This is a genomic window from Nocardioides sp. LS1 (assembly GCF_003865225.1).
GTDB lineage: Bacteria > Actinomycetota > Actinomycetes > Propionibacteriales > Nocardioidaceae > Nocardioides > Nocardioides ginsengisegetis.
Map to the genome: position 1 here is coordinate 126,315 of NZ_BIFF01000007.1, position 15,767 is coordinate 142,081.

At 71.4% G+C, this 15,767-nt stretch carries 9 protein-coding genes; 6 read left to right on the plus strand and 3 right to left on the minus strand.

Going from position 1 to position 15,767, the window contains the following annotated elements:
* Positions 1-45: 45 nt before the first annotated feature.
* A complete protein-coding gene (locus tag EJF31_RS20585; RefSeq protein WP_125039059.1) occupies positions 46-597 on the minus strand; it encodes a GNAT family N-acetyltransferase in 552 nt (183 codons plus the stop codon).
* A 59-nt stretch (positions 598-656) separates the two neighbouring features.
* On the opposite strand from EJF31_RS20585, the gene EJF31_RS20590 reads away from it, so the two are divergent.
* Positions 657-1,010, plus strand: a complete 354-nt coding sequence (locus tag EJF31_RS20590) for an MmcQ/YjbR family DNA-binding protein (RefSeq protein WP_221767683.1) — start codon at positions 657-659, stop codon at positions 1,008-1,010.
* On the opposite strand, the gene EJF31_RS20595 is transcribed toward EJF31_RS20590, so the two are convergent.
* The gene (locus EJF31_RS20595) at positions 999-1,418 is read right to left on the minus strand and encodes a pilus assembly protein CpaE (protein WP_125039060.1); all 420 of its coding nucleotides are present in this window, start codon (positions 1,416-1,418) and stop codon (positions 999-1,001) included. The genes EJF31_RS20590 and EJF31_RS20595 overlap by 12 nt on opposite strands.
* Positions 1,419-1,496: 78 nt before the next feature.
* On the opposite strand from EJF31_RS20595, the gene EJF31_RS20600 reads away from it, so the two are divergent.
* From EJF31_RS20600 to guaA, 5 genes are all read left to right on the plus strand, one after another.
* Positions 1,497-3,224, plus strand: a complete 1,728-nt coding sequence (locus EJF31_RS20600; RefSeq protein WP_185736367.1) for a glycerol-3-phosphate dehydrogenase/oxidase — start codon at positions 1,497-1,499, stop codon at positions 3,222-3,224.
* Positions 3,225-3,322: 98 nt separating this feature from the next.
* Entirely contained in the window at positions 3,323-4,939 is a 1,617-nt protein-coding gene (locus EJF31_RS20605; protein ID WP_125039061.1) for a succinic semialdehyde dehydrogenase, read from the plus strand.
* Positions 4,936-6,696 (plus strand): GMC oxidoreductase, encoded by a 1,761-nt coding sequence (locus EJF31_RS20610; RefSeq protein ID WP_125039062.1) that lies wholly within the window; start codon positions 4,936-4,938, stop codon positions 6,694-6,696. Before EJF31_RS20605 ends, EJF31_RS20610 begins: the two co-directional genes overlap by 4 nt.
* Positions 6,697-6,722: 26 nt before the next feature.
* Complete coding sequence (locus EJF31_RS20615; RefSeq protein WP_125039063.1) at positions 6,723-7,244, plus strand: hypothetical protein; 522 nt, start codon at positions 6,723-6,725, stop codon at positions 7,242-7,244.
* A gap of 287 nt (positions 7,245-7,531) precedes the next feature.
* Positions 7,532-9,109: a glutamine-hydrolyzing GMP synthase gene (guaA, locus tag EJF31_RS20620; protein WP_125039064.1), complete on the plus strand. Its 1,578-nt coding sequence runs from the start codon at positions 7,532-7,534 to the stop codon at positions 9,107-9,109.
* A gap of 7 nt (positions 9,110-9,116) precedes the next feature.
* Here guaA and EJF31_RS20625 read toward each other — a convergent pair whose 3' ends face one another.
* The gene (locus EJF31_RS20625) at positions 9,117-15,743 is read right to left on the minus strand and encodes a N,N-dimethylformamidase beta subunit family domain-containing protein (protein ID WP_125039065.1); all 6,627 of its coding nucleotides are present in this window, start codon (positions 15,741-15,743) and stop codon (positions 9,117-9,119) included.
* Between the last annotated feature and the right edge of the window lie 24 nt (positions 15,744-15,767).

Here is a 15,767-nt window from a genome sequence, read left to right on the forward strand (position 1 = left end):
GCAATTGTCCGGGTCGCGGCGTTGCTTGTCGCCCCAGTTTCCGGATCAGGAAGCCCGCCACTCTCGCCGGAGCAGCCCGTAGACCCACGAGTCGGAGACGTCGCCGTCGACGACGCAGTCCTCGCGGAGCGTGCCCTCGCGCACGAACCCGAGCTTCTCCAGCACCCGCGCGGAGCCGAGGTTGCGGGTGTCGGTCTCGGCCTGGACGCGGTTGAGGTCGAGCGTCGCGAAGGCCCAGTCGAGCAGGGCGCCCGCGGCCTCCGTCGCGTAGCCGTGGCCCCACGCGTCCTCGCAGTAGCAGTAGCCGAGCGACGCGCTGCGGTGGTCGGGGCTCCAGCGGTTGAGGCTGCACCAGCCGAGGAACGCCCCCTCGGCGGCGCTCTCCACGGCCAGCCGCGCCCCGACGCCGTCCTCCGCCATCTGCCGGCACGTGGCCAGGAACCTCTCGGCGCGCGCGGGCTCGCCCCACGGCGGCGAGTCCCAGAAGCGCAGCACGTGGGAGTCGCTGTGCAGCGCCCACAGGTCGCCCGCGTCGCCGTCCTCGAAGGGACGCAGGCGGAGACGCTCCGTCTGGAGGGTGGGGGTGGGCAGCGCCATGCGGCCCATGGTGGCAGCCGCGGCAACCGGTTTCCCGGAGCCGGTGCGAGGATTGCCGGGTGACCGGGTGCACCCTCCAGGACGCCTTCGCCCTGCTCGACCAGCTGCCCGGGGCGACGCGCGAGGACAACGGCCGCTACTGGCGGCTGGGCATCGGGAGCAGGACCTTCGGCTACGTGTGGGAGCCGACCCGGACCATCGGGCTCAAGCAGACCCTCGCCGAGCAGCTGGCGCTGGTGGCCGAGCGGCCGGAGACGTTCGAGGTGCAGTTCACGGCCGGCGGCTTCGGGTGGGTCGTGGTCCACCTCGAGGGGGTCGAGCGCGACGAGCTGGCCGAGCTGACCTTCGAGGCGTGGCGGCTGACCGCGCCGGCCGCGCTCGTCGAGGCGAGGGCAGACCGCCTACCCCGCTGACCCGGCGAACACGGCCAGCACCGCACGGGCGTACGCCGACTCCGCGTCCACGTCGACGTGGCGCTCGAGGCCGGCACCGCGGCGTACGGTCACGGCGAAGCCGTCGGCCGCGCCGTCCAGCCGCTCGAGCGACACGAACGCCTCGCCCAGCAGGTCGCGCAGCTGGTCCTCGCGCGGCACCCAGACCGCGACCTCGGCCTCGAAGCTGTCCAGCGCCCACTCGGTCGTGCCGTTGAAGGCCAGCACCTGCCGGCCCTGCGGGACGTCGAGCACCTCGATGACCATGTCGCTGACGACGAAGACGTCGGTGTCGAAGTCGCGGTCGAAGACGACGAAGCGGTCACCCTTCGCGGGCGCCCACTCCACGCCGGCGTCCCTGAGGGCCAGCGCGAGCTCGCGGGTCATCATGCGTCCAGTGTGCCCCCGCTCGTGGGCCCGCAGCTCGCTGGCAACCTGCGCGTCACCCTGGCCTGCGAGACTGGCGGCATGACCCACTCGAGCGCACTGAGCCCCGAGTCCCGCGACGCGGCCATCGCCACGATGACCGGCACCGGGGGCGAGACGGAGCTCGACGTGCTGGTCGTGGGCGGGGGAGTGGTCGGCGCCGGCACCGCCCTCGACGCGGTCACCCGCGGCCTCAACACCGGCCTGCTCGAGCAGCGCGACCTCGCCAGCGGCACGTCCTCGCGGAGCAGCAAGCTGATCCACGGCGGCCTGCGCTACCTCGAGATGCTCGACTTCGGACTCGTCCGCGAGGCCCTCCAGGAGCGCGGCCTGCTCTACACCCGGCTCGCGCCGCACCTGGTCCGGCCGGTGTCGTTCCTCTACCCGCTGACCCACAAGGGCTGGGAGCGCCCCTACGTCGGCGCCGGCCTCGCGCTGTACGACGCGATGGCGATGCTCGGCAAGTACGACATGGGCGTGCCTCGCCACCGCCACCTCTTCCGCAAGCAGGTCGCCCGCATCGCCCCCGACTTCAAGGCCGACAAGCTCACGGGGGCGATCCGCTACTACGACTGCCAGGTCGACGACGCCCGCCTGGTGGTGACCATCGCCCGCACCGCCGCGAAGCACGGCGCCCACGTGGCGACCCGGGTCAAGGTCACCGGCTTCCTCCGCGAGGGCGAGCGCGTGGTCGGCGTACGCGCCGTGGACCTGGAGTCCGGGCGCGAGCTCGAGGTGCGGGCCCGCGTGGTGGTCAACGCCGCGGGCGTGTGGACCGACGAGATCCAGGAGATGGTCGGCGGCCGGGGCGCCCTGCACGTGCAGGCCTCCAAGGGCATCCACCTCGTGGTGCCGCGCGACCGGATCCGCTCCGACGCCGGCTTCATCACCCGCACCGAGACGTCGGTGCTGTTCGTGATCCCGTGGGGCCGGCACTGGATCATCGGCACCACCGACACCCCGTGGGACCTCGACAAGGCCCACCCGGCCGCCAGCCGCACCGACATCGACTACGTGCTGGCCCACGTCAACACGATCCTGCGCGAGCCCCTCGACCACGACGACGTCGAGGGCGTGTACGCCGGCCTCCGCCCGTTGCTCACGGGAGAGTCCGAGCCGACCTCCAAGATCTCGCGCGAGCACACCGTCGTCACCCCGGTCCCGGGGCTGGTGATGATCGCCGGCGGCAAGCTCACCACCTACCGGGTGATGGCCCGGGACGCGATCGACGCGGCGGGACACTCCCTGAAGACCACCGTGAACATCACCGTGCGTGACTCGATCACCGACCGCGTGCCGCTGGTCGGGGCCGACGACTTCGAGACCCGGTCCAACCAGCGGGTGCTGCTCGCCCGGCGGTCCGGGCTCCACGTGGCCCGGATCGACCACCTGCTCGGCCGGTTCGGCGGGATGATCGACGACGTCCTCGACCTGATCGCGGCACGCCGCGTGCTCGGGCTGCCGCTCGAGGGCGCCGAGGACTACCTCGCGGCCGAAGTGGTCTACGCCGTCACCCACGAGGCCGCCCGTCACCTCGACGACGTGCTGACCCGCCGGACCCGGATCTCGATCGAGACCTTCGACCGCGGCGTGAAGGCGGCCGCGCCGGCCGCCCGGCTGATGGCCGAGGTGCTGGGGTGGTCCGAGGAGCGCACCGCCGAGGAGGTCGACCACTACCTGCGCCGGGTCGAGGCCGAGCGGGTCTCCCAGGAGCAGCGCACCGACCGGGAAGCCGACGAGGCGCGGGTGCAGGCGCCGGACATCGTGTAGCTCACCGGGTTTGCTTGACAGATCAAGCCCATGTGTCAATCGTCTCAGTTGGCTACCGGAGGGTAGTGGGCGAGACCCGGGTCACATACTCTCGGTACATGAATGACCCCACCCCCTCCTCCGGCCCCCTCATCGAGGGCCCGCACGACCCCGAGCACGACCCGACGGCGTCGTACGCGCTGGAGCCCGCCCGCACCGCGGCCCTGACCAGCCGGGTGCTGTCCACCACGGGCGAGACGGTGGAGGTGCGGTCGCCCCTCAACGGCGCCCCGCTGGCGCACATCCCGCAGTCCAGCGACGCCGACGTCGAGGAGGCGTTCCGCCGCGCACGCCGGGCCCAGGAGACGTGGGCACGGACCCCGATCGACCGGCGCAGCGCGATCCTGATGCGGCTGCACGACCTCGTGCTGGATCGCCAGGACGAGATCATCGACCTGATCGTGTGGGAGTCCGGCAAGGCCCGCAAGCACGCCTTCGACGAGCCGCTGCACATCGCGCTGACCGCGCGCTACTACGCGCGCACGGCCCACGACCACCTCGACACCCAGCGCAAGCTCGGCGTGGTGCCCGGCCTGACCCGGGTCGAGCTCAACCGGATCCCCAAGGGCGTCGTCGGCATCATCTCGCCGTGGAACTACCCCTTCACGATGGCGCTGTGCGACGGCCTCCCGGCCCTGCTCGCCGGCAACGCCGTCGTCGCCAAGCCCGACGCGCAGACCATGCTGTCCGCGCTGCTGGCCGCCGAGCTGCTCGAGCAGGCGGGCTTCCCGAAGGACCTCTGGCAGGTCGTCGCCGGACCCGGCTCCAAGGTCGGTACGTCGATCATCGGGCGCGCTGACTACGTCTGCTTCACCGGCTCCACGGCCACCGGCAAGATCGTGGCGAAGGGCTGCGCCGACCGGCTGATCGGCTGCTCGCTCGAGCTCGGCGGCAAGAACCCCCTCCTCGTGCTCCGCGACGCCGACCTGGAGAAGGCCGCCGAGGGCGCCGTCCGGGCGAGCTTCTCCAACGCCGGCCAGCTGTGCGTCTCGATGGAGCGGATGTTCGTCGCCGACCAGGTCTACGACCGGTTCGTCGAGCGGTTCGTCGCGCGCACGCAGGCGATGACGCTCGGCGCGACGCTCGACTGGGGCAACGACATGGGGTCGCTGATCTCCCAGGACCAGCTCGACACGGTGGTCGCCCACGTCGACGACGCCGTCGCCAAGGGGGCGCGGGTGCTCACCGGCGGCCGGGCCCGTCCCGACCTCGGGCCGTTCTTCTACGAGCCGACGATCCTCGAGGGCGTCACCCCCGACATGACCTGCTTCGGCCACGAGACGTTCGGGCCGGTCATCGCGCTCTACCGCTTCCACGACGAGACCGACGCGGTCGCCCGCGCCAACGAGGGCGACTACGGCCTGAACGCCTCGATCTACAGCCAGGACGGCGCCCGGGCCCGGGCGATCGCCCGCGAGATCAAGTGCGGCACGGTCAACATCAACGAGGCCTTCGGCGCGACCTTCGCCAGCATCGACAGCCCGATGGGCGGCATGCGCGAGTCCGGCATGGGCCGCCGCCAGGGCAGCGAGGGGATCCTGCGCTACACCGAGTCGCAGTCGGTCGCCACCCAGCGGCTGGTCCGCTTCGCCCCGATGCTGGGCATGTCCGACCAGACCTACGCGAAGGTGATGACCGCCAACCTCCGCCTGATGAAGAAGCTGGGACGCGCATGATCTCGACAGGCTCGATCAACGACGAGGGCTCGATCACCGAGTTCGACTACGACGTCATTGTCATCGGGTCCGGCTTCGGCGGGTCCGTGACCGCGCTGCGGCTCACCGAGAAGGGCTACCGGGTGGCCGTGCTCGAGGCCGGCGCGCGGTTCGAGGACGACGACTTCTCGACCGGCACCACCGACCTCAAGAGCTACCTGTGGGCGCCCGCGATCGGGTGCTACGGCATCCAGCGCATCGACGCTGTCCGCGACACGATGATCGTGGCCGGCGCGGGTGTCGGTGGCGGCTCGCTGGTCTACGCCAACACGCTCTACGAGCCGCTCCCGGCGTTCTACACCGACCGGCAGTGGGCCCACATCACCGACTGGCGCTCCGAGCTCGCCCCGTTCTACGACCAGGCCAAGCGGATGCTCGGCGTCGTCGAGAACCCCGTCCACACCAACGCCGACAAGGTGATGAAGCAGGTCGCCGACGACATGGGCGTGGGGGAGACCTTCCACCCGACCCCCGTCGGCGTCTTCTTCGGCGGTCCCGGCCAGCAGGCCGGCGAGCGGGTCGAGGACCCGTTCTTCGGCGGCGAGGGCCCGGCCCGCAACACCTGTCTCAACTGCGGTGAGTGCATGTCGGGCTGCCGGCACAACGCCAAGAACACCTTGGTCAAGAACTACCTCTACCTCGCCGAGAAGAACGGCGCCCGCGTCCTGCCGATGACCACGGTCACCCGGCTGGTGCCGCGGGACGGGGCCGGGGGCGGCTACGACGTACACGTCCGCTGGACCAAGGCCCGTCGCGCGACGGCCAAGAACACCCGGGTCCTCACCGCCCAGCACGTCGTGATGGCCGCCGCCTCGCTCGGCACCCAGAAGCTCCTGCACGCCATGAAGGCCGACGGGGACCTGCCCGGCCTGTCGGACCGCCTCGGCCACCTGACCCGCACCAACTCCGAGTCGATCCTCGGGGCGATCGCGCCCAAGTCCGACACGACGGACTACACCCAGGGCGTCGCGATCACCTCGAGCTTCCACCCCGACGAGCACACCCACATCGAGCCGGTGCGCTACGGCAAGGGCCACAACACGATGGCGATGATGCAGACGGTGCTCACCGACGGGGACGGCGACCGGCCCCGCTGGAAGACCTGGCTGCGGGAGCTGTGGACCCAGCGCGGCAACGTCCGCGACCTCTACGACCTCAAGCACTGGTCCGAGCGGACCGTCATCGCGCTGGTCATGCAGAGCCTGGACAACTCGATCACGACGTACCCCAAGAAGAACCCGCTCACTGGCCACTGGCGGATGACGTCCAAGCAGGGCCACGGCGCCCCCAACCCGACGTGGATCCCCGCCGGCAACGACGCCGTACGCCGGATGGCCGGCGTCTTCGGAGGCACCGCCGGCGGCAACATCGGCGAGCCGTTCAACATGCCGCTGACCGCCCACTTCATCGGAGGGTGCGCCATCGGCGACTCGGCCGAGACGGGCGTGATCGACCCCTACCAGCGCGTCTACGGCCACCCCGGCCTGCACGTGGCCGACGGCTCGGCGATCACCGCCAACCTCGGGGTCAACCCGTCGCTGACGATCACCGCACAGGCCGAGCGGGCGATGTCGTTCTGGCCCAACAAGGGTGACGCGGACCAGCGCCCGGCGCTGGGCGCGACGTACGTCCGGATCGAGCCCGTTGCGCCCGTGCGCCCTGCGGTGCCGGAGAGCGCGCCCGGCGCGCTGCGGCTGCCGATCGTCGGGGTCAGCTGAGGATCCGCGTGGCATGATCCCGCCCCATGGGGGACACGACTGACGCCCGGCCGCTGCAACCGCTGCTCATGGCCGCCTGGGGCATGGGGCTGGTCGCGATCGACCTCAACATCAACGGGCTCGACCTGGTGCCGGACCCGATCGGGTGGGCGCTGGCGCTGATGGCGGCGCTGCGTCTCACCTCCCGCCACGCCGGGTTCCGGTGGGCGGCCGGGGCGGCCGCGCTCGCGCTCCTCGTCTCGCTCCCCTCGTGGATGGGGGCCAGCGGCGCGCTCCTCTCGGTGGCCGGCTACGTCGCCTCGACCGGCTTCGTCTTCGCGGTGTGCACGGCCCTGATCGCCCTCGTCCCGGACCGGGCGGCGGGGGCCCAGACCATCCGCTGGGCCGACGTGGCGCTGACGGTCCTGGTGCCGTTGATCGCGTGGACGGCCGGCCCCGGATCGACCCTGGCCGTCGTGCTGCTCGTGCTCGCGGGGCTGACCGTCTTCGTCTGCTTCATCGTGCTGATGGTCCGGTCCTCGGGTGACCCGGTCGTGCCTGTCGGCTGACTCACAGCCGTCACGGAAAACCTGTCTAGAACATCCCGTAACCCCCGTCCGGACGGCTCGTTGAGCCTGCGAACCCGGCAGTCATGCTCCCTCCCAGTAGGCCGGGTTCCCAGGTCCAGGCACTGTCCATCAGATGCGTGGACGATCAGGGCCCGACCACCCTCCCTCCCCGGTCGGGCCCTGATTAGTTTCCAGGCCGTCTCGAAACCAATCGGTGGGGTCGGAGCGGTACGGATCACGCCGGGCGCGGTTCGAGGCGGAGCCACCCGCGCCGATAGAGTCGGCCCATGACGGACCTCCCCGACCATGACCTCGTCCTCGTGGTGGACTTCGGGGCGCAGTACGCCCAGCTGATCGCCCGCCGCGTCCGCGAGGCCCGCGTCTACTCCGAGATCGTGCCGCACACGATGCCCGTCGAGGAGATGCTGGCCCGCCGCCCGAAGGCGATCATCCTGTCGGGCGGACCCTCGAGCGTGTACGCCGAGGGCGCCCCGTCGATCGACCCCTCGATCTTCACGAGCGGCACCCCGGTGTTCGGCATGTGCTACGGCTTCCAGCTGATGGCCCGCGGCCTGGGCGGCGAGGTCTCCCACACCGGGGCGCGCGAATACGGCCGCACCCCGGTCGCCGTCTCCGAGCCCGGCACGCTCCTGGCCGACATCCCCGCCGAGCACACCGTGTGGATGTCCCACGGTGACTCGGTCAGCGCGGCCCCCGAGGGGTTCACGGTCCTGGCCTCGACCACGGTCACCCCGGTGGCGGCGTTCGAGAACGTCGCGGCCGGTCTGGCCGGCGTGCAGTGGCACCCCGAGGTGATGCACACCCAGCACGGCCAGCAGGTCCTCGAGCACTTCCTGCACCGGATCGCCGGCTGCCGACAGACCTGGACGATGGTCAACATCGTCGAGGAGCAGATCGAGCGGATCCGCGAGCAGATCGGCACCGAGGGCCGGGCCATCTGCGGCCTGTCCGGCGGCGTCGACTCCGCGGTCGCCGCCGCGGTCGTCCAGCGCGCCATCGGCGACCGGCTCGACTGCGTGTTCGTCGACCACGGCCTGCTCCGCAAGGGCGAGGCCGAGCAGGTCGAGCGAGACTTCGTCGCCGCGACCGGTGTGAAGCTGCACGTCGTGGAGTGCTCCGAGCGCTTCCTGGGTGCGCTGGCCGGCGTGACCGACCCGGAGGAGAAGCGGAAGGTCATCGGCCGCGAGTTCATCCGCGTCTTCGAGGCCGCCGAGGCCGAGGTGCTGGGCGCCGCGGCGCAGGAGGGCGAGAAGGTCGCGTTCCTCGTGCAGGGCACGCTCTACCCCGACGTGGTCGAGTCGGGCGGGGGCGCCGGCACCTCCAACATCAAGTCCCACCACAACGTCGGCGGCCTGCCCGAGGACCTCGAGTTCGAGCTCGTCGAGCCGCTGCGCACGCTCTTCAAGGACGAGGTCCGGCTCGTCGGCGAGCAGCTCGGCCTGCCCGCCGAGATCGTGCACCGCCAGCCCTTCCCCGGCCCCGGCCTGGGCATCCGGATCATCGGCGAGGTCACGCGCGATCGGCTCGACATCCTGCGCGAGGCCGACGCGATCGCCCGCGAGGAGCTGACCCGCGCCGGCCTGGACCGCGACATCTGGCAGATGCCGGTGGTGCTGCTGGCCGACGTACGCTCCGTCGGCGTGCAGGGTGACGGCCGCACCTACGGCCACCCGGTCGTGCTGCGGCCCGTCACCTCCGAGGACGCCATGACCGCCGACTGGGCCCGGCTGCCCTACGAGGTGATGGAGCGGATCTCCACGCGGATCACCAACGAGGTCGCCGAGATCAACCGCGTCACCGTCGACGTCACCTCCAAGCCGCCCGGCACCATCGAGTGGGAGTGACGATCACCTAGTCGCCCTCCCCGATCACCTCCGGCGGGGTGCCGTCGTGGGTGAAGCCGACGGCGGTGACGGAGTACGCCGTGCCCGTCGGCGCGACCAGCGTGACCCGGAACTGCAGGTAGCGGCCGGGGGAGCGGAAGGTCGAGCCGTCGGTCGCGACGGTCCGCCAGCCGGTCCACGAACCGTCCGGCTCCGCCGAGCTGCCGGTGCGGACGGCCACGGCGACGCGCGCCCCGGTGGCGCCGGAGTCCTCGACGAGCGCCTGGCGCCAGTCGCCCTTCAGCCGCGAGTCCTGGGTGGTGGACTCGAACGTGCCGCGCCCACCATTGGGCAGGGTCAGCGCGCCGAACCCGTCGTCGCCGAGGCGCAGGTCGCCGCTCAGCGTCCCGGTGAGGAACTGGCTCGACTGCAGCGCGACCCCGGCCTTGCCGGTGTCCAGCGCGACCACCGAGGTGGAGGCGCTGTTCCCGGCGGCGTCGGCCGACTCCGCCGACAGCCAGTACGTCGCCGTCGGGTCGAGGCCGGTCAGCACGACCGTGTGGTGGCGCACCAGCTCGCCGTCGCGCCGGGCCTCGGCCCCCAGCAGCGGGAGCGCGGTCTGCCCGAACTTGACCAGCGAGTCCGACGGCTCGGAGGTCTGCCAGCTGACCCGTGCCGTGCCGTCGGGCAGGGAGATCGTGCGCAGCTTGCTGATGGTGGGTGCGACCGTGTCGACCGCCCTGGTGCGGAACGTCGCGGCGGGCCGGCCGTAGGCGGGCCAGGTCCGGGTCGTGCCGTCGGGCAGCCGCGAGACGACGCGGTAGCGGTAGGTCGCCCCCGGTCGCAGGCCGGAGAGGACGACCCGGTGCTGGGTGGTGCGGTCGGCCCGCGCCACCGGCGAGAGCGAGCCGCCGCTCGCGCCGACCAGCACGGTGGAGGTCGCGGCCCGCGTGGTCGACCAGGCAACCGTCGCACCCGTCTCACGTGTCGCGGTGACCCGGGCGGGGCCGGCCGTCAGGGAGCCGCTCGTCGTGTAGGTCGCCGTCCACGAGCCCGCGGCGGCCGGGAACACGGCGTACTCCTGGCCCTTGACCGTCATCTTCGTGAAGGCGACGGAGGTGCCGCCCCGCGAGAGTGAGGCGATCTGGAGGCCGCTCGGCCCGGTCGTGGGCAGCATGGCGGTGAGCCGGGAGGCCCCGGTGCCGACGGCCATCGTGAAGGTCAGGTTGCCGCCGGACCAGGCGAGGTTGCCGAACGACGAGCCGTTGCGGCCGTCGGTCCACGCCAGGAGCTGGCGCGCGGCGATGACCGGCACGCCGCGCGACTGGGCGGAGGCGAGCAGCGCGCTGTCCTGGAACTCCGCGGACGCGTCGGTGTGCATGTTGGCGGTGAACGCCCCGTAGTAGCCGAGCGGGCCGAGCGCCCGGTCGAGCAGCGTGTCCGGGGTGAAGGGGTAGCTCTGCCCGGACTCGTCGGTCATGGACGTGGCGGCCTGGTAGACGTCGAGCATCGTGCCGTCGGTGTCCGTGAGCCGCATCGGCATGCCCGAGCCGTTCATGAAGCCCGGCCGGTCGAGCACCCACGTGGGCGGCCAGAAGTAGTAGTTGGTGTCGAGCCGGATCCCGTTGGCCAGCTCCGCCTTGGGCTGCGAGGCCCAGTCGCTCCAGACGATGCAGTGGAAGCGGTTCGTCGTGGGCGAGGCGATGCTGGTGTACTTCGAGCGCCAGTTGGCCAGGTCGGTGCTGTAGGTGCCCTGGAGGTTGGCCAGCGAGGTGTAGTCGGTGCAGTTGTTCTGCGGGTGCACGCCGATCTCGAAGCCTTGGGCGTTGTAGGTCGAGGCCTGGGCGTTGGTCAGGGGCGACGACGGGTAGACGTAGGACGTGAAGCGCGGACAGGTCCAGGCCGCCACCGAGCAGCCGGCGGGACTGGCCGCGAGGTAGGCGTCGAAGCGCCCGGCGGTGCCGCCGCCCGCGTGGTCGTCACCGGTGGCGACCACGACGGCCTTGGTGGTGTCGGGGAAGTACCAGAAGCGCGGCATGGGCAGCTTGTCGCGACTCATGACCGTGATCAGGTTCGCGAGCAGCCGCTGCTGCTCGTCGGCCTGCGGGATGAACACCTTGGACAGGTTCACCCAGTCGGTGCTGGCACCGCCGAAGAACTGGTCGTCGGACCGGATCGGCGTCTGCCCGTCCCGCTCGGTGCCGGCCCACGCCTGGTTGCCCTGCCGGGTCTGGACGATCGAGCTGGCCAGGTCGAAGGCGAAGGCCGCCACCTGGCCGCCGTTGGTGCCGACGCTCCGCCAGGTCACGGCCGGCTGGCCGGTGGAGGCCGTCGCGGACGAGTAGAGCGTCGCGACGGTCGTGGCCCCGGACAGCGTGTAGCGGTCGGCGGTGCCGTGGAACTGCATGGTGTCGGTGGTGATGCCGGCGCCGGGAGCGCTCGTCGCGTCCACAGCGAGGTAGCCCTCGCTGACGCTGCCGGAGGCGGCGGTGAGACCCGCGAGCGAGAGGAACCGGCTGTCGGGACGCATCAGGATCAGGTCCCCACCGCCGTTCACCCAGGTCGTCAGGGCCGCCACCTGGGTGTCGTCGACCGGCACGTTGCCGAGCACGACGACCTTGAAGTTGGCCAGGTTGGCCGCGGTGAGGCCGGACGTGCCCATCGTGGTGAACTCGTTGAGCCCCTCCGCGCGGAGGATCTCGGCGAGGTACGTCGACACCGGGACGGTGCTGCTCGTGACGACCGCGATCGGGCCGCCGGGGCCCTGGTCGGGCGGGGGCGGCGGGGGTGCGGCCGTCTGGAAGGACCACGTGGCCGTCGGCGCGACGTTGTTGCTGGCGTCGGAGGCGCCGATGACCTGCACGGTGTAGGTCGTGGAGTAGGACAGCGACGACGTGGGGGTGAACACGACCCGCGTGTTGGCGGTGTCGTAGGTCGTCGTACCGGCGACGAGCTGACCGGCCGGGTTGCGCACCTCGACGGCGGCGCTGCCGGACTTGAGCGGCTCGTTGTAGGTGGCCGTGACCGTCGTGTTCACCGGGACGGCGGTCGCGTTGACCGCGGGAGAGCGGTCCTGCAGGGACGGCGGCGTGGTGTCGCTCGCGGTGTCGGTGAAGACGACGTCGACCCAGTAGTTCTCACTGTTGTAGGTGTTGTTGGGGAAGGCGCCGGCGGTGCTGGTGTAGCGGTAGAGCCCGTTCCCGCCGTCCGTGCCGTTCTGCAGCGCGGTCAGCGGACCGCGGGTCGTGGCCGAGGAGAAGTAGGCCGAGTTCACCGCGTAGCGCGACGGGGTGAAGTACGACGCGACGTACGTCGTGTTCGCCTGGACCGGGACCGGGCTGGCGAAGGTCGCCTGCTGCCACCCGCTCGCCGTCTCGCCGGTGAACGCGACCGTGGCGAGCTGGGTGCCGGTGCTGGTCCACAGGGAGCCGACGTGGGTGCCGCTGGTCTGGGTGGGCTTGTAGTAGCGGATGCCCGTGATGAAGCCGGCGGTCGAGGTCCGGAACTTCACGCCGAGCTCCACCGCACTCGTGTCCGGGTCGGTGCCGGCCGGCGTCGCGGTGCTCGGCCAGATCGTGCACGGGCAGTTGTTGTTGGTCGGTGCCGCCGTGGTGAAGGTCCAGGTGACCGGGTCCATCACGTTGCCCGACGGGTCGGTCGCTCCGCTGACCGAGGCGGTGTAGGCGGTGCTCGTCGCCAGCGCAGCGCTCGGGGTCAGGGTCGCGGTCTGGGTGCCGGCGTTGTAGGCGGTCGTGGCCGCGACGGTGACGCCGGCCGGGTTCTTGAGGGTGAAGGTGATCGACCCGGCCGTGACCGGCTCGCTGAAGACGGCCGTCGCCGTGGTGCCGACCGGCACGTTGGTGGCGCCGGGAGCCGGCGTACGGCTGGTGAGCGTGGGTTTGGTCGTGTCGGCGGCGGCGGTGGTGAACGTCCAGGTCGCCGGGTCCATCACGTTGCCTGCGGCGTCGGCCGCACCGCTCACGGTGGCGGTGTAGGTGGTCGATGCCGCCAGCGGGGCGCCGGGCGTGAGCGTCGACGTCTTGCTCGTCGCGTCGTAGGCCGTGGTGGCGGCCACCGCGGCGCCGGCCGGGTCCTTGAGCGTGAAGGAGATCGACGCGGGCGTGACGGCCTCGCTGAACGTGGCCGTCGGCGCCACGCCGACCGACACGTTGGTCGCGCCGGACGCAGGGGTGCGCGCCGACAGCGTGGGCTTCGTGGTGTCGACGCCGCTGGTGTAGACGACGTCGACCCAGTAGTTCTCACTGTTGAACGTGTTGTTCGGGAAGACGCCGGCGGTGTTGGTGTAGCGGTAGAGCCCGTTGCCGCCGTCGGTGCCGTTCTGGAGCGCGGTCAGCGGCCCGTTGATCACCGGCGAGCCGGCGAAGTACGCCGAGTTCACGGCGTAGCGCGCCGGGGTGAAGTACGACGCGACGTACGTCGTGTTCGCCGTGATCGCGACCGGGCTCGAGAAGTCCGCCTGCTGCCAACCGCTGGCGGTCTCGTTGGTGAACGTCGCGGTGGCGAGCTTGGTGCCGGTGCCGGTCCACAGGGTCCCGACGTGCGTGCCGTTGGTCGTGGTGGGCTTGTAGTAGCGGATGCCGGTGATGAAGCCGTCCTGGTTGGCACGGAACTTCACGCCCAGCTCGACCGAGCTGGTGTCCGGGTCGGTGCCGGCCGGCGTCGTGGTGCTCGGCCAGATCGAGCAGGGGCAGGTGACCGGCCCGCCGCCGTTGCCGACGACGAGGGTGTTGCCCGGCTTCGGGGTCTCGATGTTGCCGCTGTCGTCGGTCGCCCGGCTCTTGATCGTCAGCGAGCCGGCCGCCGCCGGGGTGAACGTGTAGGTCCACGCCGCCCGGCCGGTGGCGCGGTGCCAGGTGGTGCCGCCGTCGACCGAGACCTCGATGCCGCCCACCTGGCCGCCGGTGTCGGTGGCGGTTCCGGTGACGGTCACCTGGCCGCCGACCGGGACGTTGGCGTTGTTGGCGGGCGCGGTGATCGCCGACACCGGCGCTGTCGTGTCGGTGGAGGCGCTCGCGGCGACCAGGCCGCTCTGCAGGGTGGTCGGCTGGACGCCCATGTCGGCCAGCAGGTTGACCGTCGCCTGGCGGGCCGCGGTGTCGGCGGCCGCGGACCCGCGGTCGTGGTTGGCGTCCAGGGCCCACGGCCACTGGATCGTGCCCGCGCCGAAGACCAGCGCGCCGCTCGGCGCCTTGTACATCGTCATCGAGTGCGTGGCCGTGCCCGAGGCGTAGGTCGACCCGTAGTCCTGCAGCACCTCGGCGCTGCCGGTCGTCTGGGACACCCGGAAGAGACCGGCAGGCCGCGACCCGTTGTCGGCGTCCTGGTCCCACTCGTAGCCGATCACACTGGACCCGATGGTCGTCGTCGCGTTGGTGCCCAGCGTCGCCACCCGGGTGTTGCGCCAGAAGCGCATCTTGCCGTCGGCCGACCCCACGACCATGTTGATGGCGCAGCAGTTGGCCGTGAAGATCTGGCCGCTCAAGGCGTTCTCCGGCCGCCCGCCGTCAGCGGGCGGACTGAAGCGCGGGTCACGCCAGGTGCCCGTCCACGTGGTCGGGTCCTGCGGGTCGATCGGCGCGTTGGCGTGGGTCTCCTTGTAGGTGACCAGCGTCCGGTTCGGCGTGCTCGGCCCGGCGATGCTGGGCTCCCACCGGGTCTTCCAGAAGATCTCGTTGCCGCTGAAGAACGCCAGGTTCACCCCGGCGGCCCGGGCCGCCTCGACGTTGGCGCGCTGCTGGCCGGACCAGTACTCGTCGTGGCCCACGGACATGAAGACCTTGTGCTCGAGCAGCTCGGCCCCGCGGGTGGCGGTGTCGACCCCGGAGGTGTAGCTGACGTCGTACCCGTTGGACTCCAGCCAGCGCACCATCGGGTACTCCGAGTTGAAGACGAAGTCCTCGGGGCTGGTGTCGCGGGTCGTGAACGGCCGGTTGTAGCTGACCTTGTAGGCACGCCCGGCGGGGGAGCCGACGTACAGGCTGTTGCCGCCGTACTGGTTGTAGGCCTGCCACGTGGTGTCGGAGGTCTGCACGAGGATCTTGGAGCTCGAGTTGTCGTTGCGGACCACGAAGAAGACATGGCTGGCCCCGGTGGTGCCGTCCGTGCGCACGAGCTTGGCGAAGTAGATGCCCGAGACCGCGGTGGCCGGCACGGTCCACGACGCGTTCTGGGTCCAGTTGCCGCAGTCGATCAGCCCGGTCGTGGTGTCGTTGAGGCAGTTGGGCTGGTTGGTCACGATCGTGGTCGGGTTGACCGTCGCGACCAGCCGGGCGCCCATGCCGCCGTAGTAGCCCATCCGGTAGATGTCGAGGCGGTACGACGTCGCCGGGGTGTCGATCTTGAAGCCCTCGGTCTCGCCCACGTTGACGCTCATCTGGGTCGCGAAGCCCTGGATCGAGCTGCTGCCCGCCCCGGTGATGCCCCACTCGCTCTGCGGGTTGCCGGTCTTGGTGTTCTCGCACGCCACGGGGCTCACGACCGGCGCGTCGCAGGGCGCGGCGACCGCGACCTGCGCGGGGACCACGGTGAGGAACGCCGTGACCAGGGCGCCGGCGAGGACGGCCAGCCAGGTGGCGGCCCGTCGGCGGGTGCGTCGTGGGGTGGTCCCTTGCCTGCGCGTCCGGGTCATGAGCATGTGCGCACCTACTGACTGACGGTC

Bases quoted from the DNA above. Each gene is read 5' to 3' on its own strand.
- guaA (WP_125039064.1), top strand. From the start codon at position 7,532: ATGACGGACCTCCCCGACCATGACCTCGTCCTCGTGGTGGACTTCGGG.
- EJF31_RS20600 (WP_185736367.1), top strand. From the start codon at position 1,497: ATGACCCACTCGAGCGCACTGAGCCCCGAGTCCCGCGACGCGGCCATC.
- EJF31_RS20615 (WP_125039063.1), top strand. From the start codon at position 6,723: ATGGGGGACACGACTGACGCCCGGCCGCTGCAACCGCTGCTCATGGCC.
- EJF31_RS20595 (WP_125039060.1), bottom strand. From the start codon at position 1,418: ATGATGACCCGCGAGCTCGCGCTGGCCCTCAGGGACGCCGGCGTGGAG.
- EJF31_RS20585 (WP_125039059.1), bottom strand. From the start codon at position 597: ATGGCGCTGCCCACCCCCACCCTCCAGACGGAGCGTCTCCGCCTGCGT.
- EJF31_RS20625 (WP_125039065.1), bottom strand. From the start codon at position 15,743: ATGCTCATGACCCGGACGCGCAGGCAAGGGACCACCCCACGACGCACC.
- EJF31_RS20610 (WP_125039062.1), top strand. From the start codon at position 4,936: ATGATCTCGACAGGCTCGATCAACGACGAGGGCTCGATCACCGAGTTC.
- EJF31_RS20605 (WP_125039061.1), top strand. From the start codon at position 3,323: ATGAATGACCCCACCCCCTCCTCCGGCCCCCTCATCGAGGGCCCGCAC.